This window comes from Chelatococcus sp. YT9 (assembly GCF_018398315.1).
Taxonomy (GTDB): domain Bacteria; phylum Pseudomonadota; class Alphaproteobacteria; order Rhizobiales; family Beijerinckiaceae; genus Chelatococcus.
Genome location: NZ_JAHBRW010000001.1, coordinates 2,892,433 through 2,914,052 on the forward strand (window position 1 = coordinate 2,892,433; position 21,620 = coordinate 2,914,052).

The 21,620-nt window shown below is 62.6% G+C and carries 22 protein-coding genes and 1 tRNA gene; 16 read left to right on the forward strand and 7 right to left on the reverse strand.

What is annotated here, in order from left to right; all coding sequences use genetic code 11:
* Nucleotides 1–99: 99 nt before the first annotated feature.
* Complete coding sequence (locus KIO76_RS13260) at nucleotides 100–597, reverse strand: CAP domain-containing protein (protein ID WP_213323714.1); 498 nt, start codon at nucleotides 595–597, stop codon at nucleotides 100–102.
* A 159-nt stretch (nucleotides 598–756) separates the two neighbouring features.
* On the opposite strand from KIO76_RS13260, the gene KIO76_RS13265 reads away from it, so the two are divergent.
* The 3 genes from KIO76_RS13265 to KIO76_RS13275 are packed head-to-tail and all read left to right on the forward strand — an operon-like array spanning nucleotide 757 to nucleotide 4,639.
* The gene (locus tag KIO76_RS13265; protein ID WP_213323715.1) at nucleotides 757–2,001 is read left to right on the forward strand and encodes a GNAT family N-acetyltransferase; all 1,245 of its coding nucleotides are present in this window, start codon (nucleotides 757–759) and stop codon (nucleotides 1,999–2,001) included.
* Nucleotides 1,998–3,404, forward strand: a complete 1,407-nt coding sequence (locus KIO76_RS13270) for a lipopolysaccharide biosynthesis protein (RefSeq protein ID WP_213323716.1) — start codon at nucleotides 1,998–2,000, stop codon at nucleotides 3,402–3,404. The genes KIO76_RS13265 and KIO76_RS13270 overlap by 4 nt, the downstream gene beginning before the upstream one ends.
* Entirely contained in the window at nucleotides 3,401–4,639 is a 1,239-nt protein-coding gene (locus tag KIO76_RS13275) for a GNAT family N-acetyltransferase (RefSeq protein ID WP_213323717.1), read from the forward strand. The genes KIO76_RS13270 and KIO76_RS13275 overlap by 4 nt, the downstream gene beginning before the upstream one ends.
* Before the next feature lie 86 nt (nucleotides 4,640–4,725).
* Here the strand turns inward: KIO76_RS13275 and KIO76_RS13280 are convergent.
* A tRNA-Leu gene (locus KIO76_RS13280) sits at nucleotides 4,726–4,811 on the reverse strand.
* Nucleotides 4,812–5,188: 377 nt separating this feature from the next.
* Here KIO76_RS13280 and lipB point away from each other — a divergent pair.
* The 8 genes from lipB (at nucleotide 5,189) to KIO76_RS13320 (ending at nucleotide 11,242) form a co-directional block, all read left to right on the forward strand.
* The gene (gene lipB / locus KIO76_RS13285) at nucleotides 5,189–5,935 is read left to right on the forward strand and encodes a lipoyl(octanoyl) transferase LipB (protein WP_213323718.1); all 747 of its coding nucleotides are present in this window, start codon (nucleotides 5,189–5,191) and stop codon (nucleotides 5,933–5,935) included.
* 237 nt (nucleotides 5,936–6,172) lie between these two features.
* Nucleotides 6,173–6,925 (forward strand): SDR family oxidoreductase, encoded by a 753-nt coding sequence (locus KIO76_RS13290; protein ID WP_213323719.1) that lies wholly within the window; start codon nucleotides 6,173–6,175, stop codon nucleotides 6,923–6,925.
* Between the two features lie 207 nt (nucleotides 6,926–7,132).
* On the forward strand, nucleotides 7,133–7,480 hold the full coding sequence (locus KIO76_RS13295; RefSeq protein WP_213323720.1) for a RidA family protein: 348 nt from the start codon (nucleotides 7,133–7,135) through the stop codon (nucleotides 7,478–7,480).
* 193 nt (nucleotides 7,481–7,673) lie between these two features.
* Nucleotides 7,674–8,549 carry a protein-L-isoaspartate O-methyltransferase family protein gene (locus KIO76_RS13300; protein WP_213323721.1) on the forward strand — a complete coding sequence of 292 codons (876 nt, stop codon included), beginning with the start codon at nucleotides 7,674–7,676 and terminating at the stop codon, nucleotides 8,547–8,549.
* 78 nt (nucleotides 8,550–8,627) lie between these two features.
* Nucleotides 8,628–9,065, forward strand: a complete 438-nt coding sequence (locus KIO76_RS13305; protein WP_213325249.1) for a DUF1489 family protein — start codon at nucleotides 8,628–8,630, stop codon at nucleotides 9,063–9,065.
* Nucleotides 9,066–9,307: 242 nt separating this feature from the next.
* Nucleotides 9,308–9,631: a hypothetical protein gene (locus KIO76_RS13310; RefSeq protein ID WP_213323722.1), complete on the forward strand. Its 324-nt coding sequence runs from the start codon at nucleotides 9,308–9,310 to the stop codon at nucleotides 9,629–9,631.
* A gap of 355 nt (nucleotides 9,632–9,986) precedes the next feature.
* Nucleotides 9,987–10,514, forward strand: coding sequence for a VWA domain-containing protein (locus tag KIO76_RS13315; RefSeq protein WP_502761855.1), 528 nt, complete (start codon nucleotides 9,987–9,989; stop codon nucleotides 10,512–10,514).
* Nucleotides 10,511–11,242 carry a DnaJ domain-containing protein gene (locus KIO76_RS13320; RefSeq protein ID WP_249729594.1) on the forward strand — a complete coding sequence of 244 codons (732 nt, stop codon included), beginning with the start codon at nucleotides 10,511–10,513 and terminating at the stop codon, nucleotides 11,240–11,242. Before KIO76_RS13315 ends, KIO76_RS13320 begins: the two co-directional genes overlap by 4 nt.
* 227 nt (nucleotides 11,243–11,469) lie before the next feature.
* Here KIO76_RS13320 and KIO76_RS13325 read toward each other — a convergent pair whose 3' ends face one another.
* On the reverse strand, nucleotides 11,470–12,960 hold the full coding sequence (locus KIO76_RS13325) for a D-alanyl-D-alanine carboxypeptidase (protein WP_213323723.1): 1,491 nt from the start codon (nucleotides 12,958–12,960) through the stop codon (nucleotides 11,470–11,472).
* Nucleotides 12,961–13,389: 429 nt separating this feature from the next.
* Here KIO76_RS13325 and KIO76_RS13330 point away from each other — a divergent pair, with 429 nt between their 5' ends.
* The 4 genes from KIO76_RS13330 (at nucleotide 13,390) to KIO76_RS13345 (ending at nucleotide 17,157) form a co-directional block, all read left to right on the forward strand.
* Nucleotides 13,390–13,731 (forward strand): phasin family protein, encoded by a 342-nt coding sequence (locus KIO76_RS13330; RefSeq protein WP_213323724.1) that lies wholly within the window; start codon nucleotides 13,390–13,392, stop codon nucleotides 13,729–13,731.
* 361 nt (nucleotides 13,732–14,092) lie between these two features.
* Nucleotides 14,093–14,440, forward strand: coding sequence for an ATP-dependent Clp protease adapter ClpS (clpS, locus tag KIO76_RS13335; protein WP_213325252.1), 348 nt, complete (start codon nucleotides 14,093–14,095; stop codon nucleotides 14,438–14,440).
* A 28-nt stretch (nucleotides 14,441–14,468) separates the two neighbouring features.
* A complete protein-coding gene (gene clpA, locus KIO76_RS13340; RefSeq protein WP_213323725.1) occupies nucleotides 14,469–16,958 on the forward strand; it encodes an ATP-dependent Clp protease ATP-binding subunit ClpA in 2,490 nt (829 codons plus the stop codon).
* A 4-nt stretch (nucleotides 16,959–16,962) separates the two neighbouring features.
* Nucleotides 16,963–17,157, forward strand: a complete 195-nt coding sequence (locus KIO76_RS13345; RefSeq protein ID WP_213323726.1) for a hypothetical protein — start codon at nucleotides 16,963–16,965, stop codon at nucleotides 17,155–17,157.
* A 109-nt stretch (nucleotides 17,158–17,266) separates the two neighbouring features.
* Here the strand turns inward: KIO76_RS13345 and KIO76_RS13350 are convergent, their stop codons facing one another.
* The 4 genes from KIO76_RS13350 to KIO76_RS13365 form a co-directional block, all read right to left on the reverse strand.
* The gene (locus KIO76_RS13350) at nucleotides 17,267–17,707 is read right to left on the reverse strand and encodes an HIT family protein (RefSeq protein ID WP_213323727.1); all 441 of its coding nucleotides are present in this window, start codon (nucleotides 17,705–17,707) and stop codon (nucleotides 17,267–17,269) included.
* A gap of 104 nt (nucleotides 17,708–17,811) precedes the next feature.
* Complete coding sequence (locus tag KIO76_RS13355; protein WP_213323728.1) at nucleotides 17,812–19,176, reverse strand: GNAT family N-acetyltransferase; 1,365 nt, start codon at nucleotides 19,174–19,176, stop codon at nucleotides 17,812–17,814.
* Nucleotides 19,177–19,222: 46 nt separating this feature from the next.
* Nucleotides 19,223–19,963, reverse strand: a complete 741-nt coding sequence (locus KIO76_RS13360; protein WP_213323729.1) for a glycerophosphodiester phosphodiesterase family protein — start codon at nucleotides 19,961–19,963, stop codon at nucleotides 19,223–19,225.
* 2 nt (nucleotides 19,964–19,965) lie between these two features.
* A complete protein-coding gene (locus KIO76_RS13365; RefSeq protein ID WP_213323730.1) occupies nucleotides 19,966–20,436 on the reverse strand; it encodes a RidA family protein in 471 nt (156 codons plus the stop codon).
* A 199-nt stretch (nucleotides 20,437–20,635) separates the two neighbouring features.
* On the opposite strand from KIO76_RS13365, the gene KIO76_RS13370 reads away from it, so the two are divergent.
* A complete protein-coding gene (locus KIO76_RS13370) occupies nucleotides 20,636–21,616 on the forward strand; it encodes an EipB family protein (protein WP_213323731.1) in 981 nt (326 codons plus the stop codon).
* The last annotated feature ends 4 nt before the right edge of the window (nucleotides 21,617–21,620 follow it).

Genomic DNA, 21,620 nt, shown 5'->3' on the forward strand with positions numbered 1-21,620 from the left:
GGAATGCCTGCGCTCAGACGGAATCAGAGCGCTGCATCCGCCTCACTCGTTGTCCTATCCACGGCATTTTTCAAGCTTTAGCTGATCCATGTGACAGCGCTAAAGCTTCGGGCGCCCGTCTGGCGTCATATCTGGGCTCGCCAGGACAAGTGCCCAGTAGTTCTTGCCGGCGCCGCGCGCCCGCGCGAGCCCGATACGGGTCGCTTGTGGCAGGAGAAGGTTCTTGCGATGACCGGGGGAGTTCTGCCATCCGCGTATCGCGCCCGCGAGATCCCTGTATCCCATGCCAAGGTTCTCCGCGCTGTAGCCCCAGATGAAGCCCATGCCTTGCATGCGGCTGGAGAAATCCCCGGCAATGGTATGAGACAGCGTATCGCTGGCAGCCATGGCCTTCGCCTGCTGGAGGGCGGCTTCATTCAGCCGGCTGTCGACAACGACTGGACCTAGACCCTGACTTCGCCGGAATTCGGAGATTGCTGCAGCGGCTGCCGGCGCATCACGGGTGCTGGCTTCCTCGATCGCATGGCGGGGCCGCGGGCCAGCACAGGCGACGACGATCAGACATAGCGCAAGCACACACAGCGATCTCAATCCCATCCGCCATCTCCCTTCGAGCGAAGCCATCCGCTTCGACGACAAAATCGGTGTGGCAAATCAATGACGCTGCAGCCGGGCGCGTCATGCTGTCATGCATCTTATAATTGTGAAACAATGCAGAAATAAATCATAGGTAGAGTTCCCGGCGAGTGCCCTGCTGTGGGGACGATCGAGGGGGCACCGTTGCCTGTCGCGCTGCAACTTTTTCAGTCCATGCAATCGGTTGAAGGCGTCTGGCGCAGACTGGAAGCTGACGGCTCTCTCACCCCGTACCAGCGGTTCGATTTTCTGCGGGCTTACCTCACCGCCGTCCCGGACGAGCGCCGGGCTATAGCGGCTGTTGGTTTTTTCGCGGAGCAAAGGCCGATTGCCCTGCTTCCCCTTGCCATCACGAGACGCTTCGGCGTGGTGACGGCTCGGCTGATAGGAGCGGAGCTGGGGGGCAGCGGCTGCTTGATCATGGGAAATGGGTCCGAGGCGCACCTGTCGGCCGCTTTGCTTCGCGCGGCTTTCGACCTTGTGCGGCGCGAGATCGGGCGGCTCGATCTGGTCAATCTGAAGAACTTGCCCCCCTCCTGGTTCGAGCGGCAAAACCCGCTGCTCGTCCTGCCGCATTGGCGGGCATCCGATGATCTCTACAGCCTCGCAATCGATGACAGCACCTTTGCCCGGCGCATCAGGGCCAAGCGTCGCGCCAATATCGAGCGTGGCAGGAGGCGGCTGAACGAATTGTTCGGGCCTATTGCTATCAGGAGGGCAACGACGCCCGCAGAGCTCGCCGCGATCCATGCCGCCTTCTTGTCCCAGCGTGGGCAGCGCTTCGCGCGGATGGGCATCGACAATGTCTTCGCGCGTGAGGAGGTCGTATCCTTCTTCCTCGAAGCGTCGCGCCAGTCGTTCGGCACGGAGCGACCGGCGCTGTGTTTTCATGCGCTCTACGCAGGAGAGCAGATTGTCGCGACAGCCTGCGGCACGTTCTGCGGTTCGCACTACTCCATGTATATCAATTCAACCGCACCGGGGCCCGCCGCAAAATACAGCCTGACAGCCATTCTCATGCAGGAACTCCTGCGCGAACTCGTCGCCTGCGGCGTGACATCCATCGACATGGGCGTGGGCGATTTTCCCTACAAGCTCGAATGGACCGATCCCGTTCCGCTGTTCGACAGCGTCGTGGGCACCAGCCCGCTCGGCCATATGCTCGCGCCTCTTGTCATGGCCAAGGGCATGGTGAAACGCCTCGTCAAACGCAATGACCATCTATGGTCGATCGTCAGTCAGGTCAGACTCGCCCGCCATCGCCTCCATCACTTTGGCGAACGATTGTGGGAGCGCTTCGGTCAACGGGCGGCGAGCGCCATTGCCTGGTGCTCGTTGTTTGATCATGCGGTGCAGGTCCTGTGAAGCTGCGCGCAACCGTGACCTCGGTCCGTGCGCTCGTGCCCCGCACCGGCTTCGGCAAGGTTGGACAGGGCGCAACTGTGATGGGCGCCCGCCTGGCCGGCGCTGCCCTCGGCTTCGCCGGCCAGGCCATGTCCGCCCGGATGCTCGGCCCGGACGAGTTCGGGCGGTACGGCGTCATGCTGGTATGGCTGCTGCTGCTTGGACATGCGGCGTCTGCCGGCACGAGTCAGCTCGTCTATCGCCATCTGCCGGTCTATCGCGCGGCGGGATCGGGGGATCTGGCGCTCGGTCTGCTGCGAATGGCTGGCGCGATGGTGGCGATCACATCGCTTGTCCTTGCCGGCGGAGGGCTTCTGGCCCTTCATCTGGCGCTGGCCGGTATCGACGGCCGCTATGTGGCTCTCGGTACGCTGGCGCTTGGCGCCGTACCGCTTCTGGCGACCCAGGATCTGCTCGAAGCGATCGCGCGCGGTCTGGACAGGCCGGTCCTTGGCATCGCACCAGCCTTCCTCCTGCGTCATCTCGCACTGCTTCTCGGGCTCGCGGCATTGAGCTTGTTCGGCGGCAGCACGGATGAAATCACAGTCCTTTGCCTCACGATCGGCGGGCTGGTCGCCAGTCTCCTGATCCAGGCCTGGCTCATCCTTCCGCATGTCCTGCCACTGCTTCGCAGAGCGCGGCCACTCTACCGCCCGACCCAATGGTTGCGGACCGCTTTGCCGATCGCTTGGGTGGAAGCGGCCGAGGTGCTGTTTCAGAACATGGACATGATCGTACTCGCGATCTTCGTGCCCGCCGAGGAGGCCGCGCTGTATTTCGCGGCGACGCGTCTCGTTCAGATCCTCGGCTACGTTCCCTATGCGTCATCGGCCGTAACCGCGCAGACCTATGCGGTGCTCGGCGAAGCGCGTGACGGCGCAGGCCTGCAAAAGCTGGTCGGGAGGACTTCCCTCGCTGCGACGGTCCTTGTCGGGCTGGGCGCGACCTGCCTCTCCCTGGCGGGACACCACCTCCTTGGCCTGTTCGGCACAGAGTTCACGGCGGCATCTGGGCACCTCCCGGTTCTGTGTGCCGGGCTTTTCCTCGCTTCCGCGCTTGGTCCCGGGGAGGATGTCCTCACGATGCTCGGCCAGGAACGCGCCTGCGCGCGCATTTATATGACGGCGCTGGCTGCCGGCCTTCTGGCGCATCTCGTCCTCATACCCGCTTATGGCGCGACGGGGGCGGCAGCGGCAATGGCGATCGGGCTTTGCCTGCGCGGTGCCTTAATGGCTTCTGTCGCCTATCGCCGCCTCGGACTCATCCTTCCGGCTGGCCTTGGCTGGCTCGCGGCTCGCCCAGGAAACGGCGCAGCAAAGCTCGACATGCCGGTGCCCGCTTCGACTTCAGGGGAGCGGCCATGAGTTGGGTGGCGGATCCGCCCAAAGGGGACGGGGCGCAAAGCCCCGCTCCGCATCTCGCGGCGGGCAGCTTGCCGCGACCGGATATTGGCCTGACATGTCTCGAGGCCGGGGAGATCGGTGCTCTCGATCCCGCCGGCTGGGACGAGCTGTCACATCACGCGCTGGAGCCGAACCCGTTCTATGGGCGCGCCTATGTCCTTGCCGGGCTCCAGACGATCGATCGAAATCTCGGTCTCCGGATGGGCGTGATGACGGCGGCGGGGCAACTCGTGGGCCTGTTTCCCTTTCATCGACGCGGACCACGCGGGAGAGGCGTCGCCGTTGGCGCCGGTAATCTCTACCAGTTTTGCTGCACCCCGCTGGTTCACAGGAACCACGCTGAAGCCGTATTGGAGCGATGGGCGGTGGCCGTCGGCCGGGGCGAGCTTCCCTCCCTGTGGCGCTTCAACCATATCGGCTTGGAGGGACAGCTGATCACGCGATGGCGCCGCGTCCTGGGACAGCATGAACTCGTGCTGCGGCCGATCTACCAATACGAGAGACCGCGCTTGACGGCCATTGCAGGCAGCTTCCAGGCTCATTGCAGGCAGTTCGTTTCGAAGGCGCGCCTCAAAGATGTCCAGCGTACGACGCGGCGTCTCCAGGAATTGGGAAAGCTGCGTTTCGAAAGAGCGACCCAGGACGCGGATATCCGGCAGCGCGTCGAGGACTTCCTTGCCATCGAGAACGCGGGATGGAAGGGCCGGGCGGGCAGTTCTTTCCTAGCCCGGTCGCAGCACGCTCGCTTTGCTCGCCTCGCCTTCATGGCCGGGCGTGGGCGGATCACGACCGTGACGGACAGCCTGCTGCTCGATGACAAGCCGATCGCGGTCAGCCTCAATCTCGTTGCCGGCGATACGATGTTCACGCCTAAAACCACCTACGACGAAGCCTACCGGCGTTACAGTCCCGGGCTCGTTTTGGAATTTCGCGCTATGCAGGCGTTCTATGAGGAGAGTGCAGATGCCGCTGACAGCAGCGCAGTGGCCATCATGGATGCAGCCACGACCGTGGACGGCCATCTCGTGCAAGGGCTGTGGAATGCCACGAGAAAGATGGGGTCTGTGCTGATTGGCCCCGATCAGCCGCGCACCCATGCACAGGCTCTTTATGAGAGAGGCCATCATCGCCTGCGGGAGATGGTGAAGACATGGGTGAAGGGGTATAAAGGGAGCTTGATCAGACTTCGGTCTTGATCGGCTTCAACCTTCCAGGGTTACCGGCGATTGTCTCGCTCTCACCGTGGATTCTTCGGTCGTTGCACCAACCCTCTGATGGGGGTTGGTGCGGTCGAGAGGACTCGAACCTCCACTCCTTTTGGGAACTACCACCTCAAGGTAGCGCGTCTACCAGTTCCGCCACGACCGCATCGCTTCGGCGGTTGATGACCGAAGCGAGGGTGGATCTAACAGATCGATCGGGAGCCTACAAGAGCCTCAAGACGCTTTCGTGAAGAGTTCTTGCGCTTTCTTGGCGTCTGTCGCCTTGCTCCTTCGGGCAAAGCCTTGTCAGCCTTCGTTCCGCTGCGCTTCAGCTCGTCATCGGGGCTTGTGGAAAGCTTGATTGAAGACCAATTTGGCAAGAATGGAATCGTCCCAGACTGTGGGGCCATCGTCGGGTCTCCAGCGAGAACTTGTGCCGCGCCGCGATTCACGTGATCGGCCCGTCCGGGATAGCGAATGGGAATCGGGAAGCGGATCACTGCTTTGGCGGCGGTTCCTCAACTTCAATCCGAATAGAATGGCATGGCAACTTCAGGCATGACGACGTCAGGACAAACCCGCGATAGCCTGGCGGATACGATGATGCGATCGACGGCGGGAGCGCCTGTCGCGTGGATTGTCACTGAGGGATTGGTTGACTACGAGGTGGCAATGGCCGCGATGGAGGCGCGTGTCGCGGCGATCGCTGAAGGCCGTGCCGCCGAGTGTGTCTGGCTTATCGAGCATCCGCCGCTCTACACGGCGGGAACATCCGCCAATGACGCCGATCTCGTGGATGCTACCCGTTTCCCCGTGCATCATACCGGCCGCGGTGGCCAGTATACTTATCACGGTCCGGGCCAACGGGTGGCCTATGTCATGCTGGACCTGAAACAGCGTGCCCAGGATCTGCGGTTGTTCGTCTCGGCGCTGGAGCAGTGGCTGATCGCGACGCTCGACGGCTTCAATATCCGCGGCGAGCGTCGCGAGGACCGGGTCGGTGTCTGGGTGCGGCGCCCGGACAAGGGCGCGCTCACCGAGGACAAAATCGCCGCCATCGGCATACGCGTGCGCCGCTGGGTGACCTTTCACGGCATCAGCCTCAATGTCGAACCGGACCTTGGGCATTTCTCGGGCATCGTTCCCTGCGGCGTGACCCAACACGGGGTCACAAGCCTGGTCGATCTCGGCATTCCGATTACGATGCCAGAGGTGGACGATGTGTTGCGGCGTGCCTTCGAGGAGCAGTTCGGTCCCACGATCCTCGGGGACTCGCGCAGCCTCCTCTAAGGTGCGCTGGAGCTGCGGCGGCCCATCGACCATCTGTCGTCAGCGCTATGCCCTCGCCGACGCGAAGGCCGGAACGAGGCGATGCTCCGACAGGCCCGCAGCGAGCAACTGAGCCTGCGACGTTGCGGTGCCCTTCAAAAATCGCGCCCATCAGCATGACCGGTCTTGCGTCTCTCCTGCCGACCATCCGATAAATGCGGCTCATACCGCGTTGACAAGGCGATCGGGAGAAAATGCATGGCAAGGGGTAAGGTAGCGCTGGTGACCGGGGCAGGTTCCGGTGTGGGACGCGCGGTAACGCTCGCTTTTGCCCGTGATGGCTACACGGTCGTGCTGGCCGGACGGCGCGTCGACGCGCTCAACGAGACCATCAGCCTTTCGGCCCAGCCTGACCAGCTCCTGGCCGTGCCCACGGACGTCAGCGACGCGGTTTCGGTGAACGCTTTGTTTGAGATCGTGAGGGAGCGTTTCGGTCGTCTCGACGTGCTGTTCAACAATGCTGGCGTCAATGCTCCGGGCATTCCGCTGGAGGACCTCACGGTCGAGCAGTGGCAGAATGTCGTCGATGTCAATCTCACCGGCCCGTTCCTCTGCACCCAGGCGGCCTTCCGCATCATGAAGGATCAGGATCCGCGCGGCGGACGGATCATCAACAACGGCTCCGTCTCGGCCACGGCCCCACGCCCCAACTCGGCTCCCTATACGGCCACGAAGCACGCGATCACTGGACTGACGAAGTCCACCTCTCTCGACGGGCGCAAGTATGACATCGCCTGTGGCCAGATCGACATCGGCAATGCGGCCACCGAAATGGCGATGCGGATGACCAAGGGCGTGCCGCAAGCCGACGGCTCGGTCCGCGTTGAGCCTGTGATGGACGTTGCTCATGTGGGCGAGGCCGTGCTTGGCATGGCAAACTTGCCGCTCGACGTGAACGTGCAGTTTATCACCGTGATGGCGACCAAGATGCCGCTCGTGGGGCGCGGCTAGCCGGGGAAAGGGGGGCGGGATCCCCAAGCACCGCACGCTGTTTCGCCATGTCAGCCGCGCCTAGAAATAGATGAGCAAACTCACCGACTTGGCGGAGATCAGATTTTTCCAATCCTGATCGGATTTGCGCTAGACAACTATCCGGACATTTCGCATGTCCAATTGCCGGGCCGAGCACCGGTTAGACTTTTTATCGAGGAGAATTCAATGTCGATTGAGCGTTTTGGTGTCGGCCCGCGAATGAGCGAAGCGGTTGCCTATGGAAATCTCATTTTCCTGGCGGGCGAGGTCGCGGAAGACCGCACGCAGGACGCGGCTGGCCAGACCCAGCAGATTCTGGCGGCGATCGATGAGACCTTGGCGAAGGCCGGGTCCGACAAGACCAAGATCCTGAAGGCCAATATCTGGTTGTCGGACATCCGGTATTTCGCCGACATGAACAAGGTATGGGACGCGTGGGTGCCGCAGGGCCACACGCCTGCCCGCGCCACTGTCGAGGCCAAGCTCGCCGCTCCGGACGTGCTCGTCGAGATCATGGTCGTTGCTGCTCGTTGAGCACGTCATGTTGATTTGGTGGGGGTGAACGGGGATCAGGGTTGAACCGGGAGCCCGTGACGCCGTCCGCTCGAGAAAAACCGCACCGGAGCCGCGGCCAAAGGTCGTTCTGATAAGGCCCTTGTGGTCTTCCAGTCGGGCCCGGCGCCGGCTCCGGAATGCGCTGACTTCACCTGTTGTCGAAGGCTGTTCCATGGCGCAATCAAGCCAGCCCGAAGGTCTTGATGCAGTCCGCCGCGATTTTGCGGAGCGCGTCGCGGAGCGCACGCGTCCACGTGATCCAAGGGTCATCGCGGCTTTTGCCGAGGTCCCGAGAGAACGTTTTCTCGGGCCGGGCCCCTGGCTCATTCGCTCGGCGGACGGCTACATGCGCACCCCGGATGCGAACCCCGTCCACATCTACCGCGATGTCCTGGTGGCGCTCGAGCCCCTGCAGCGGATCAACAACGGACAGCCGTCCCTGCATGCCGCAGCCATCGCCAACCTCCGCCTGAAGCCTGGGGATACCGTGCTTCATGTGGGTGCGGGTACCGGATATTATACGGCGATCCTGGCCGAGGTCGTTGGGCCGGAGGGGCAGGTTCACGGTTATGAGATCGAGCCCCGACTGGCCGCCCTCGCAAAGACCAATCTCGCCGAACGCGCGAATGTCGCTCTCCATGATGAGGTGGATCCGCCCGCCTTGCCGCAGGCCGACGCGATCTATGTCAGCGCCGGCGCCGGCGGTCCGCAGCTGCCCTGGCTTAATGCGCTCAATCCCACAGGGCGCCTGATCTTTCCGCTAACGGGCGATGATGGGAGCGGGGTGATGCTCATCGTCAGGGCGACTGAGAATCCGCAGGTTTTCGAGGCGCGTTGCCTTGGGCCGGTGCAGTTCATCCCCTTGGTCGGCGGGCATGATGATATCGCGAGCCCCCACATTGCCGCCGCATGGACCGATGGGCGTCTCGCCCGAGTGCGCACGCTGTTCTCCGGCAAACCGGTCGAACCGGCCTCCTGCCTCCTGGAAGGCGATGGATGGTGGCTGTCGAGCCAATCGATCACATCAAAGACGCCATCGTCCGAATAGGGCGATCTCATCGGGCTTATCCACCGGCGCCGGCGCCGAGCAGGTTGTCTGATGGCGCGCGTTCATGACAATGGAAACATGGCACTCAATCTGATCAAGCTCTGTGTCGGCGTGGAAACGATCCAGGAACTCGAAGAGTGGATCGCCAGGCGTCTCGCGGAGAAGGAGCGTCTCGGCCAGCCCGTCGAGCAACTGCATGTGACGCGCATGGCACCGAAGCGTGTTGATGAGCTGCTGGATGGCGGATCGCTCTACTGGGTGATCAAGGGACAGATTTCCTGCCGGCAGAAGCTCACGGATCTGCGGGTGTTCACCGACAAGGAGGGCATCGGCCGTTGCGCGCTGGTGCTCGAGCCCACAGTCGTTCGCGTCAGGCCGAGGCCGATGCGTCCCTTCCAAGGCTGGCGCTATCTCGCGGCAAAGGATTCTCCCGATGATCTTGCCGGTGGCGCGGACTCGATCGATGACATGCCTGAACCGATGCGACGCGAGCTTGCCTCACTGGGGCTTCTCTGAACGTTCTGCACTCCGGAGAGGAGGGGGGCTTGAGCGCAGCGCTCGTCGATGCAGTTTTTCCTGCAAGCTCAGCTGCGACGCTGCAGTGTCCCAGGCAGCGCGGCATGTCCCGAGAAGGCGGATGCGCCGACGCGATCCTATCTAAACCCCTCTTTGGTTGGACGCCGAATTCCGTCGGCAACCGCGTACACTTTTCAGCGCGATGCTTTAAACTCGCCGTGTGCTGCTTCGGAGTTCGCGTCATGGTCTCCCGCCTTGTGGTCATCGCCTTGACCTGTTGCCTGACAGGCTTGCCGGCAATGGCAGCTCCCTGTATCGGGCCGGAAGCCTTGCCTGGCGTGTCCGCCGCGCCGCGTTCCGTCGGCGATGCGTCAAAGTCGAAAAGTGCGGCAGCTCGCGCCGACGCGCGGAAGACGCGCCCGTCGCGCAATTGTGACGCCGGCCTCGCTGGTGGAGCGCCGCAGGCCTCGGGCGTAGTCACACGCAAAGGCAATGCCCTCACGTTCGGCGACACGGAGATCCGTATCAACGGGCGGGTCAGGGTGGAAGGTGCCTATGGGCGCTGACCCAGGCCCGAGTCGATCATCACCTTCCGTGATGCTTCTCTCGCCTTATCCACGATGGCGGGGGTGTTGCGCTTCGGCGTCGAATCCCGCCATCCGCATGCAATTGGCAGGCGACCTTCCGATATAGGAGGGAGAAGAGCTGCGGCGCGAAGCATGGGAGGCGAGCATTTCTGACAAAACGGCAACGGGCGGCAGCAAGCCGCCGGTCGCAAGCAAGGCAGCGGACGTTGACCTGTTTCTGTCGCAGGCGAGAGCTCTCACGGATAGCGCGCATGGGGGGCGGCTTATCTTTGCGCTGGATGCGACACTGAGCCGCCAGCCGACATGGGACATGGCCTGTCGGTTGCAGGCGCAGATGTTCGACGTCACGGCGGCCCAAAGTGGTCTTAACATCCAGCTGGTCTATTTCCGCGGCCTCGATGAATGCCGGGCCTCGCGATGGCTTGCAAGCGCTGCCGCGCTGAAGGGCTTGATGGAACGGATCGATTGTCGCGGTGGACAGACGCAGATCGGGCGCGTGCTCGATCACGCCGCCTCTCAGGCCGCCAAAGCACGGGTCGGCGCCCTTGTCTTTGTTGGTGACGCCATGGAGGAAAACATCGACACGCTATGTGCATCCGCCGGCAAACTTGGATTGCTCGGGGTGAAGGCGTTTGTGTTCCAGGAGGGGCATGACCCCGTCGCGGGTCAAGCCTTCGCCGAGATCGCGAGATTGACGGGCGGCGTGCATGAAAGTTTTGACCTGCGCGCGCCACAGTCGCTAGCTGGGTTGCTGCGCGCGGCCGCCGCTTATGCCAGCGACGGTGTCGCAGGCTTGACGCGCCTGGCGAGCGGAGAGCCGGAAGCGCGGCGGCTGCTTGCGTCACTCGGGGGAGCGCGATGATTTTTCTGGCCGCGGGCTGTCTTACGCTTCTGTTTTTCTGGTGGCTTGGGCGGAACTACGCCAAGGCTGATCCCAAGAAGCTCGCCAACCTGCTTCGGCGGGGCGGGGGTGTCGCTGCTCTGGGCGTTGCGGCGCTCCTCCTGTTGCGTGGCCGTTTCGACATGGCCATTCCGCTGGCGGGGCTCGGCTGGTGGATGGTGAATGGCGGGGCGTTCTATCTTCCCGGCAATCTCGGTGCCTACTGGCCCGGCGGGCAACGCGGCGCCAAGCCACAGCCTGGGAGACGCTCCTCTGTCCGATCGGTCACCGTCGCCATGGAGCTCGACCACGATACAGGGGATCTCACCGGCCACGTGCTGGGGGGGCCTTACGCCGGCCGTGATCTCGGGAGTTTTACGAAAGAGGAACTCGTTGCCCTGCGCGATGCGGCGCTGAGTGCCGATCCTGAAGGCGCCCGGCTTCTAGAGGCTTATCTGGATCGCCGATTTCCCAGCTGGCGTGAATACGCTCAGGCGGACCTTCACGCGCGGAGCGGCGGCGGAGATCGCTCGATGACGCAGGAAGAGGCGCTTCAGATATTGGGTCTTGCTGCCGGCGCGAGTGAGAACGAGATCCGTGGCGCGCATCGGGCTCTGATGAAGAAACTGCATCCCGACCAAGGGGGCTCGACGTATCTCGCGTCCCGGGTGAACCAAGCCAAGGATGTCCTGCTGAACCGTCATAACTAGCGCTCATTCATCAGCGGGGAGAGATAAGTACCATATTCGGGTGCGTTTCGCATCGACCTCTACCCAGGGGGGTGGGGCGACAGCGGGTTCGCCGTCACACGAAAATGGCGGCTTCGGCGGTGTCCCGGGGCAATCCATCACTGTCCCGGTCGTCCTGTTGAATGTCCGGATCGACGCCCTCGTGTGGCCAGGATGCCAACCGGGCTCAGGCGGGCTTCGCCCTCAGATCACCCGCGCGTGGCGAAGCATGAAAAGCCTTGCTTTTTCAATGTTTTGCATGCGGCTTGGGCGCTGTCGGTGTCGAAGCCGGAGAAGCGGGCGCGATAGAGTGTCGTGCCGCCCTTCGTGATCTTCTCGGTGAAGGGCGAAGCTTTCGCGAGCGTGCTGCGGGATTTGGACTTGGCCTGGTTGAGAATGTCGTTGGCCTTGTCGGCGTCCGCGGTTGCGCCGAGCTGGATCACCCAGCCGCTGACGCGCGTGACCTTGGCGGGCTCGTCACGCGGCTCCGCCTTTGGCTCGGCCTTGGCGACGACCGTCGCTGCAGGCGCCTTGGCGGCAGGTGCCTTGGCCGCCGGCGCTTCGGGACGCGGTGCGGGCGGGGCCATGGCGGCGGGAGCGCTGCGGTTCCACTGCATGCTCTGGGACGGTGTTGCCGTGGAGCCTGACGCGGAAGCAACCACAGGCCTGATATTGGCGAGGTTGATGGCCTTCGGCTGGCGCGAAGGCGTAATGGAGCTTGTCGTCTCTTCAAGCGCATCCTGGGCAGCGGAGGCGACCGCGACAGGCTTTGCGGTATCTCGGGACTCCGAAGCCGACGCGAAGGCCAAAGCGGAGGACTGGCGTGCGCCGGCGTAGGCATGCGGCAGATTGCTCGTGATGAGGTCTGCCATGATGTTGTCGCGCGACGCCGCCGAGCGGCCACCGAGCACCGAGGCGACCACCTCGCGGCCGCCTGACTTCGCGGAGGTCAGCAGGTTGAAGCCCGATGCGCGCGTATAGCCGGTCTTGATGCCATCGACGCCTTCGATACGATCGAGAAGCCGGTTGTGGCTACGGATCGTCCGGCTGCCGTACTGGAAGGAGCGGGTCTCGAAATAGGCATAGTATTGGGGGAAGCGTTCCTGGATCGCGCGACCGAGCACGATCAGGTCTCGCGCCGTCGTGATGTTCGGCGGAGAATTCGGCAAGCCATGGGGATTGTAGAAGGTGGTGCGGCTCATGCCCAGCGCGCGTGCCTTCGCGGTCATCATCCGTGCGAACTGGCTCTCCGACCCGCCCAGATTTTCGGCGACCACCATGGACACGTCGTTGGCGGACAGCGTCACCATCGCCTTGATGGCATCCTCGACCTTGATTGTGGTGCCGGGCCGGACGCCGAGTTTAGTCGGGGGTTCTGCGGCTGCCTTGGCGGAGACCTGCAGGGGCGTGCTCAAGCTGATGCGGCGCTGGTCCAGCTGCTCGAACAGCAGATAGAGAGTCATCACCTTGGTGATAGAGGCCGGGATACGCGGTTCGTCCTCATTCTTCGCGTAGAGGGTGCGCCCCGTCTTGGCGTCGACCACCATGGCGGCGTAGGGGGGATTATAGGCTGGCGCCGCCCTTTTTTTTCGCGCTTCGGCGGGCGAAGTCGTCAAAATTGTCAATGACGCAACAATGCCGATAACGCCGGCAAGCGCGACAGGGCGGTGACGTTTGGCCGCTACGCAACCCCAGACCATGTGTCTGTCCCCAACTCGAAAACTCTACTCTGCGCCTCGGTTCACGCGAACCGTTACATGCGCGGCACGGTCAACAACGCTAGGTCCATGCGGTTACGGATGAGTTAATGAGCGGGCGACTTAAGTTATTAGAAAACAAGAGAATGTTCATCTTTTGTTAAGCTTGACATTGCGTTGACGCGAGGGTCTGAGGGGCTCGGGGGACGGGCCGCTCGGTAGCGCCCGTCCGGGGGGCGGTTTTACCGTTCGATGGCGGCTCGCGATCGGGACTATTCGTCACATTTGATCCTATTTTGCACCGCAACATTATTCCTTGACACTCATTGTGCGCTGCACCTATATAGCATCAACGAGATCAGTGGTAGGGCGCCCGTGGGGGGCGCAGGCTGCCACCGTTTACGCCGCTTAGGGGCGGAGGAGGCTTACCGCATGTCTATCCAGTTCGAGAATTTCCAGAAGTACGGCAAAGAGCAGGTCGAGGCGACGCTGAAGACCTTCGGTACCGTTTCCAAGGGCGCCCAGAACATCGCCGTGGAAGTGGCCGATTATTCGAAGAAGTCCTTCGAGGACGGCACGGCCACGCTCGAGAAGCTCGTAGCCTGCAAGACCCTCGACAAGGCCGTCGAGATCCAGGCCGACTACCTCAAGACTGCCTACGAGGGCTTCGTCGCCCAGTCGACCAAGTTGAGCGAGCTTTATGCAGATCTCGCGAAGGAAGTGTTCAAGCCCTACGAGGGTCTTTACGCCAAGGTGAAGTCGCCGGCGAACTGAGCCGCAAGGCGCGGGGCCGGATGATCGTCGACCTTATCGACGAACGCGTTTCGGTACCGTGAACCACCGACCTAGATCGTGAAGTGAAAAAAGCCCGGCTTTTGCCGGGCTTTTTTTGTCGTGTTTCCAAGGCTCTGGGAGCCTTTCGGCAGCTTTTCGCCGGTCCCGTTTCAGGCGATGATGACGGTGGCGTGTAGTGAACGCACTGGCGCCTCGCCCGTCTCGACACTAGATTAGCCGGGTGAGGGAGCGAAGCGGGGTCGTGGGACGACGCTGAGGCGCTGGTCTCAGGTGGTGGAGATGAGTTCCGATCGATTGCTTCATGGTCAGGATGACTACGAGTGCCGATGAAACCAATGCCATGCTGACGCGCATGGCTGAACGTCGCCGTGGCAATTCAATCGGACCGGAAGGGCCCGGAACTGCCCTGCTTACAAAGACGAAGCCTCGGACGAAACGCCCGAGTATGTACCGGGTTCTATTGCTGAACGACGACTACACGCCGATGGAGTTCGTCATCCATGTTCTGGAGCGCTTTTTCAACAAGGATCGGGAGGAGGCCACCCGCATCATGTTGCATGTGCACCGGAACGGCGTGGGTGAGTGCGGTATATTCACCTACGAGGTGGCGGAAACCAAAGTGACCCAGGTCATGGACTTTGCCCGGAAGCACCAGCATCCTTTGCAGTGCGTGATGGAAAAGAAGTAGCGGCGGCTATCGCAAAAGGATTTCGACGTTGCCCACATTCTCTCGCAGCCTAGAGCAGGCCTTGCACAGGGCTCTCGCCTTTGCCAACGAGCGGCACCATGAATATGCGACGCTCGAGCACCTTCTTCTCGCGCTGGTCGATGATCAGGATGCGGCCGCGGTTATGCGCGCCTGTAATGTCGACCTGGAGGCCTTGCGGCGCAATCTGCACGAGTATGTCGATGCGGAGCTGACCAACCTCGTGACCGACGGGCGCGAGGATTCGAAGCCGACGGCCGGTTTCCAACGGGTTATCCAGCGGGCGGTGATCCATGTCCAATCGTCCGGTCGCGAGGAAGTGACCGGGGCTAACGTGCTCGTGGCGATATTTGCCGAGCGCGAAAGCCACGCGGCCTATTTCCTGCAAGAGCAGGACATGACACGTTACGACGCGGTCAACTACATCAGCCATGGCATCGCAAAGCGGCCGGGACTGTCAGAAAATCGTTCGCCCCGTGGCGCCGATGAGGAAAATGACAGCCGGGCCGCGAACAACGATGAGGCGGAAGGTCAGCGCAAGAAGAAGGGGGACGCCCTGGACGCCTATTGCGTTAATCTGAACAAGAAGGCCAGGGACGGGCGGATCGATCCCCTGATCGGGCGCGAGCCCGAGATCCAGCGGACCATCCAGGTCCTGTGCCGCAGACAGAAGAACAATCCGTTGCTGGTTGGTGACCCAGGCGTCGGTAAGACCGCGATCGCCGAGGGCCTCGCCCGCAAGATCGTGACCGGAGACGTTCCGGATGTGCTTGCGGATGCGACAGTCTTTGCCCTCGATATGGGCACGCTGCTCGCCGGCACCCGCTATCGCGGAGATTTTGAAGAGCGCCTCAAGCAGGTCATGAAAGAGATTGAGGCGCATCCCAACGCGATCATGTTCATCGACGAGATCCATACGGTGATCGGCGCCGGCGCGACGTCCGGCGGTGCCATGGACGCGTCCAATCTTCTGAAGCCAGCGCTCGCCGCCGGTACGCTGCGCTGCATCGGCTCGACCACCTACAAGGAATACCGCCAGTATTTCGAGAAGGACCGCGCGCTCGTTCGCCGCTTCCAGAAGATCGATGTGAATGAGCCGAGCGTCCCGGACGCCATCGAGATCCTCAAGGGCCTGAAGCCTTATTTCGAAGACTTTCATAAGCTCCGTTATACCAATGACGCCATCAAGGCGGCGGTGGAACTCTCGGCCCGCTATATCCACGATCGTAAGCTCCCGGATAAGGCGATCGACGTGATCGACGAAACGGGCGCCTCGCAGATGCTGGTGCCCGAGGGACGTCGGAAGAAGACCATCGGGGTCAAGGAGATCGAGTCAACGATCGCGACGATGGCCCGTATACCGCCGAAGACCGTGTCCAAGGACGATGCTGAGGTGTTGCAGCACCTGCATGAGACCCTTGAGCGGGTGGTCTACGGCCAGAACAAGGCGATCGATGCTCTGTCGTCGGCGATCAAGCTGGCGCGCGCCGGTCTGCGCGATGCCGAGAAGCCTATCGGCTGCTATCTCTTTGCCGGACCGACCGGCGTCGGCAAAACGGAGGTGGCCCGCCAGCTCGCATCGGCGCTCGGCGTCGAGCTGCTGCGGTTTGACATGTCGGAATATATGGAGCGCCACACGATCTCGAGGCTGATCGGCGCGCCTCCGGGCTATGTCGGCTTCGATCAGGGCGGGCTCCTCACCGACGGTGTCGATCAGCATCCGCATTGCGTGCTGCTGCTCGATGAGATCGAGAAGGCGCATCCCGACCTGTTCAACGTGCTGCTGCAGGTCATGGATCATGGCAAGCTGACGGATCACAACGGCAAGCAGGTCGATTTCCGAAACGTCATCCTGATCATGACGACCAATGCCGGCGCCGCCGACATGGTCAAGCCGGCCTACGGCTTCACGCGGACCAAGCGGGAGGGTGACGACCAGGAGGCGATCTCCAAGCTGTTCTCGCCGGAGTTCCGCAACCGTCTGGACGCCACGATTTCCTTCGGCCATCTGCCAAAGGAGGTCGTCTCCAAGGTGGTGGACAAGTTCGTGCTGCAGCTTGAGGCGCAACTTGCCGATCGTAACGTCACGATCGAACTGTCCGACGAGGCGCGGGATTGGCTGGTCGAGCACGGCTATGACGAGACCATGGGTGCGCGGCCGATGGCCCGCCTCATCCAGACCACTATCAAAACCCCGTTGGCGGACGCTGTTCTGTTCGGGCAACTGCGCGGTGGAGGCGCGGTGAGGGTCGTGGTTCAGACGGACGAGGCCGGCCACAAGACGCTTGGGTTCGAGTTTCCCGCCGGCCCGGTGACGCCGAAGCCCGAGCCGGACGTGGCCGAGGCCGTGAAAAAACACGTGAAACGTCGGCCGCCAACGGCTAAGAAGCAGCCGTCACCGCGTCCGCGCCGCAGCAAGGGCGGGACGGATGGCGATGACGACAGCGGGGGACCGCTTGCGGTCCGCACGGTTCCCAAGGTGCCGTTGATCAGGAGTTGACGTGGTGTCGACGTATTTCCAGCGTCGCCGAGAGCGGCAGCGAAAGCGTCGGCGCTTCGAAGAGATCGTGGCCTGGATCGTCGTGCCCATCATTGTCCTTGTGACATGGTGGGTCGGCGCCCAGCTATATAGCATCTTCGAAGAGCCTGCTTCGCGGGTGATCCGCGAATTGACCTCACGCGGTGAACGCGTGCCGTAATCGAAAGGGCTTGGCCAGAAACCGGGCTAGACACTCGACAAAGGTAAGCGGCCGATTTGGATCTCGGCCGCTTTTTTATCCGCTGTGGCATGCCCGCCGTGACCGCAGGTCAGCCGGTCCAGCCGCTGAAACCGATGGCCCTGCGGATTTTCTCGGCTTGCGATTTCAGGAGGTCCGGGTCCGCCATCGCACCAGTATGCCCGCGCAGGGGCACTCCCTCCCAGCGCGGGATCACGTGCATGTGGATATGGAAGACTGTCTGTCCGGATGCGCTTTCGTTGAACTGCATCACGGTGACGCCATCGGCGTCGAAGGCAGCCTTCACGCCCTTCGCGAGCTTCTGAACACTCACCATCAGAGGGCCGAGCACCGCGGGATCGACATCAAGCATGTTGCGCGCGGCCGACTTAGGCACGACGAGTACATGGCCATCCCCCTGGGGCATGATATCCATGAAGGCGAGCGTATGCTGGTCCTCGTAGACGCGCTCGCACGGCAGAACGCCGCGAATGATCTTGGCGAAGATATTGTTGGGATCATAGGCCGTCACGGTCGCAGTTCCTCACTTGACTCTAGGCCGATGGTCGGCCGATTCCGGCGCCGTATCAAGCTTGCATATTACAGTGCGCATCACGCTGTGGCTGCGGGAGGCGCTCAATCCCCGTCCCGGTGGCGAAAGGGCGTGAATTGATCGAGCTCGCGCGCCTCCTCGACCACTGCGGGCCGCTCCTGTTCCAGATAAGCGGCAACCGCCCGGCGCAGGGCGCGGTCCGCGATATCATGCGCCGAATAGGTGAGGACGGGGCGATAGCCGCGCGCAAGCTTGTGCTCGCCCTGGGCGCCGGCTTCGACCCGCGTAAGCCCGCGGGCGATGGCGAAATCGATGGCCTGGTAGTAGCAGACCTCGAAGTGCAGGAAAGGGTGATCCTCGATCGCGCCCCAGTTCCGGCCATAAAGCGCATCGTCGCCGATGAAATTGATGGCGCCGGCGATGAAACGCTTGCCGCGTTTGGCCATCACCAGCAGGATGCGGCCGGCCATGGCTTCGCCGATCAACGAGAAGAAGCGGCGGTTGAGATAGGGCCGACCCCATTTCCGCGAGCCCGTATCCTGGTAGAAGGCGAAGAAGGCGTCCCAGTGGGTCTCGGTGATGTCCGAACCCGTAAGCCATTCGATCGTGATGTCCCCGGCCAACGCGTCGCGCCGTTCCCGGCGAATGGTTTTGCGCTTGCGTGATGCGAGGCCGTCGAGGAAATCCTCGAACCTCCCGTAGCCCTCATTCGTCCAGTGAAACTGCCTGTCGACCCGCTGCAGAAAGCCGGCGTCGCCGAGTGTCTCCCATTCATCGCGCGGGAGAAAAGTGGCGTGGATTGACGACGCGCCGACCCGGTCGCGCACCGCGCGCAGGCCCATGATCAGTGCAGCGCTTGCCGTGGCGTGGTCCTGGCCGTCGCGGATGAGAAGGCGGCGGCCCGTCGCCGGGGTGAAGGGAACGCTCACCTGGATCTTCGGATAATAATCTCCTCCCGCGCGCTCGTAAGCGTCCGCCCAGGCGTGATCGAAAACATACTCGCCCTGGCTATGGGACTTCGCATAGGCGGGGGCAGCCGCGACCAGCACGCCCGCGGCATCATGAACGAGCACATGCGCGGGCGCCCAGCCGGTCCGGGCGGAGACACAGCCGGACACTTCCAGGGCCTTCAAAAAAGCATGGCTTATGAAAGGGTTGAATCGCTCTTGTTGAGAGTTTGATTCAGGCGAATGGGGCGCCTCCGCCGGGCTCCCATGCGCCTCACCTGTGTGGCCGCTAGGCTGCCCGGCTGCCTCGGCCGGATGTGGAGATGGGGCTTCGCAATTCGGTTCGTTTTTGGAGTCACTTATTGATGAAAGCTGAGGCGATGGTTGAAGCTGCCGGGGATTGGCGCAGGCATCCCACTCCGCAGCTGCGACGCTCGTAATAGCGTTGGTCACGCTGATCGTCGTCTTGCTGCCCGTCTCGGCGCGCGTCTTAGCGGTCATGGCACAATCCTAGAGGGGTTTCCCGCTCCAGGGAATCACCTCCTCGTTACGGAACGAAGTCCTCGAATATCATCTGGTCTGCGTGCGCTGCGGCCTGTTCGCGATCCATAAGGCTTCGCACGGTCCAAGTCAGGACCGGCATCCCAAAATGGCGCGCCATGACCGTGGCCGTCGCCGGCAAGTCAGCGACCCGCCAGGCAAGGAAATCAGGCCGCGAGTGGTTGATATGCAAGAATTGGGCGAGTTCCCTCCGCTTTTCGGCGTTCAGATGGACCCAATCCGTATCCTCATATCGGCTCTCCGCCACAATTCCGCGAGGTACGCCGGGCGCGAGATCCTTGAAAGCCGCGATGACATCGGGGTCGAACGACATGACCGCGAGCGGCTCGGAGCGGCTGTCGACAACCGCGGCGGTGCGTCGGATCAGCGCGAGATTACCATCGAAGCGGCTTTTCACCTCGATCACCAGAGGTACCCGGCCCCCGATCCTGTCCAAGAACGCCGACAGCGGTTCGATGCGGTTCCCGGTCGCCTTGAAGGGTATCGCTGCCAGCGCGGCGGCCGTATGAGCGTCGAGACGTCCCTGGCCATGTGTCAGTCTGTCGAGCACGAAGTCATGGTAGACGACCGCTTCCCCATCGGCGGTCAATTGCACATCGCATTCGATGGGGAAGCCCCGCGCTATGGCCGCCTCGGCGGCATCGGCGGTGTTTTCGATCACATCGACCCGATTGTGCAGCCCGCGATGGGCAATCGGCCGCGTGCAAAGCCAATCGGGAGCGGTCATGATCAGGCAACCTCGAAGAGAGCTTCGACCTCGACAGCGGCGTCCAGCGGAAGCTGCGCGACGCCAACGGTGCTGCGGGCGTGGCGGCCGAGATCGCCGAAGACCTCAACCATCAGATCGGACGCGCCGTTCATCACGCCGGGCACAGAGCCATAGGTCGGTGTCGAATTGATGAAGCCGCCGAGCCGCACCACGCGAGTGATCCGATCGAGATCGCCGAGGGCGGCCTTGGCCTGGGCGAGGAGATTGATACCACACAGGCGGGCCGCCTGTTGGCCAGCCTCCAGGGAGATTTCGCCGCCGAGCTTGCCTTTATGCGCATCAGCGAGCTTGCCGTCAGGACCGAGGCAAAGCTGGCCGGAGATCGTCAGCAATTGGCCGCTCAGTACGAAGGGCACATAGTTGGCGATCGGTGCTGCGGGTGTCGGTAGAGTGATACCGAGTTCTGCCAGCTTGGAGGCAATACGGCTCATGGAAGGGTTCCTTGTCTTGCAAACATGGACAACATGGCCACCTTCGCAGCGGAAGGCGGGCTGAGAGCGTTGTCGCCTACCGCCGCCGGGATCGCAACGGCGGATATCGTGGAGCTGGGTCATTGATCCCGCGAGATAGTTGGCTGATGCTGTGTTAGGTGGATCGGTCAAGCGCCGTGCAATTCCTATGGAGGTCATCATGGCAAGAAAGCCCGTCGTCTTCACTGCGATGGCCTTCACGTTGCTCTGCGCTTCGGGCGCCATGGCGGGGGCTATGCCCGGGGTTTCCCTCGCGCCACACAGGGCGGTCTATGATCTCTCACTCGCCGACAGCAGCAATGCCATTCAGTCTGCCATGGGACGCGTCGTCTACGAGATCACTGGCACGGCCTGCGACGGTTATGCTTCGCGCTCGCGACAGGTTGTCGTTCTCGAGGGCGAGAGCAGCGCCTCAACCACCGATATGCGCATGACGACTTTCGAAGATGCGAGCGGCGGCTCGTTCCGGTTCAAGGCAGAGACGCGCAATGCCAATGCGCCGCCGAAGCTGATCGATGGCGAGGCTGTGCGACGCGACGGTGCGGTCGCCGTCAATTTCGTCAAGCCTGGCCGCGAAACGCTGAAGCTTGGCGATGCGATGTTTCCCGCCGCCCATCTCAAGACCCTGATCGCCGAAGCGAAGGCGGGCAAGCCCATCGTCGAGGCGCGCGTTTTCGATGGCTCGGAAGATGGACGCAGCTTCTACGACACGCTGGCGGTGATCGGGCGGGCCGACACGATCAGTTCCAAGACAGCACGCCCAGGCAAGGACGACCTCCGCAAGGACGAGCTCGGGGAGGGCGAGGTCGGCGAGAGTGGGGCTGGCAAGAGTGGGGTCGGCAAGAGCGATCTTGCCAAGGGAGATCTGACCAAGGGCGATCTCGGCGCTAGCGACGAGATCGCCGACGCCGAGCGCCAGCGCCGGCTTGATGGCCTGTTCGGCAACGCTTCGCATTGGCCGATTGCGATCAGCTATTTCAAGCAAGCGACGGGGCGGAGCGAGGCCTTGCCCGTGTATGTCTTGAGCTTCGACCTTTACGAGAATGGCATCGCCCGTTCGCTGACGCTCAAATACGACAATTTCACGCTCAAGGGCGAGCTGAAGGAGCTGGAGCTGCTCAAGGCGGCCGCCTGCGAGTAGACAG

Excerpts from the sequence above, each read along its gene's own strand:
- KIO76_RS13260 (WP_213323714.1), bottom strand. The coding sequence starts at position 597 with ATGGGATTGAGATCGCTGTGTGTGCTTGCGCTATGTCTGATCGTCGTC.
- KIO76_RS13360 (WP_213323729.1), bottom strand. The coding sequence starts at position 19,963 with ATGACCGCTCCCGATTGGCTTTGCACGCGGCCGATTGCCCATCGCGGG.
- KIO76_RS13305 (WP_213325249.1), top strand. The coding sequence starts at position 8,628 with ATGGCACTCAATCTGATCAAGCTCTGTGTCGGCGTGGAAACGATCCAG.
- KIO76_RS13295 (WP_213323720.1), top strand. The coding sequence starts at position 7,133 with ATGTCGATTGAGCGTTTTGGTGTCGGCCCGCGAATGAGCGAAGCGGTT.
- KIO76_RS13315 (WP_502761855.1), top strand. The coding sequence starts at position 9,987 with ATGTTCGACGTCACGGCGGCCCAAAGTGGTCTTAACATCCAGCTGGTC.
- KIO76_RS13355 (WP_213323728.1), bottom strand. The coding sequence starts at position 19,176 with ATGACCGCTAAGACGCGCGCCGAGACGGGCAGCAAGACGACGATCAGC.
- KIO76_RS13320 (WP_249729594.1), top strand. The coding sequence starts at position 10,511 with ATGATTTTTCTGGCCGCGGGCTGTCTTACGCTTCTGTTTTTCTGGTGG.
- KIO76_RS13290 (WP_213323719.1), top strand. The coding sequence starts at position 6,173 with ATGGCAAGGGGTAAGGTAGCGCTGGTGACCGGGGCAGGTTCCGGTGTG.
- KIO76_RS13310 (WP_213323722.1), top strand. The coding sequence starts at position 9,308 with ATGGTCTCCCGCCTTGTGGTCATCGCCTTGACCTGTTGCCTGACAGGC.
- KIO76_RS13330 (WP_213323724.1), top strand. The coding sequence starts at position 13,390 with ATGTCTATCCAGTTCGAGAATTTCCAGAAGTACGGCAAAGAGCAGGTC.
- KIO76_RS13370 (WP_213323731.1), top strand. The coding sequence starts at position 20,636 with ATGGCAAGAAAGCCCGTCGTCTTCACTGCGATGGCCTTCACGTTGCTC.
- KIO76_RS13325 (WP_213323723.1), bottom strand. The coding sequence starts at position 12,960 with ATGGTCTGGGGTTGCGTAGCGGCCAAACGTCACCGCCCTGTCGCGCTT.
- lipB (WP_213323718.1), top strand. The coding sequence starts at position 5,189 with ATGGCAACTTCAGGCATGACGACGTCAGGACAAACCCGCGATAGCCTG.
- clpS (WP_213325252.1), top strand. The coding sequence starts at position 14,093 with ATGCTGACGCGCATGGCTGAACGTCGCCGTGGCAATTCAATCGGACCG.
- KIO76_RS13365 (WP_213323730.1), bottom strand. The coding sequence starts at position 20,436 with ATGAGCCGTATTGCCTCCAAGCTGGCAGAACTCGGTATCACTCTACCG.
- KIO76_RS13300 (WP_213323721.1), top strand. The coding sequence starts at position 7,674 with ATGGCGCAATCAAGCCAGCCCGAAGGTCTTGATGCAGTCCGCCGCGAT.
- KIO76_RS13275 (WP_213323717.1), top strand. The coding sequence starts at position 3,401 with ATGAGTTGGGTGGCGGATCCGCCCAAAGGGGACGGGGCGCAAAGCCCC.